General features: G+C 77.2%; 1 protein-coding gene. It reads left to right on the top strand.

Annotation, left to right across the window (positions count from 1 at the left end):
• Positions 1-107 precede the first annotated feature (107 nt).
• On the top strand, positions 108-302 hold a 195-nt coding region (locus ACLBXP_RS25675), incomplete at its 3' end, for a hypothetical protein (protein WP_447670638.1).

Here is a 302-nt window from a genome sequence, read left to right as displayed (position 1 = left end):
CCGGGGCGCTGCCGGCGGGTCCGCCGCCCTCCCGCCGCCGCCGCCTCCTGCCTCCTCCCCGCACCGGGGAGGGGGGTCCCGTCGCGCCATGTCGCGGGAGCCGTTCGATGACCCTGACCCTACACGCCTCGCCGGGCCACGCCGCCGACACCACCTTCGCGCCGCCGGTCATCACCGGCACCTCGCCCGCGGAGGCCCTCGACATCCTGTTCCACGCCCTGCTCGACGTCGCCCGCCGGCACGAGCCGGAGCTGGAGGCCGTGCTGCACGGCCGCGCCAACATCTCGGACTTCACCCCCGAG

This window comes from Methylobacterium sp. A54F (assembly GCF_053346035.1).
This window is presented reverse-complemented; position numbering and strand designations above follow the sequence as displayed.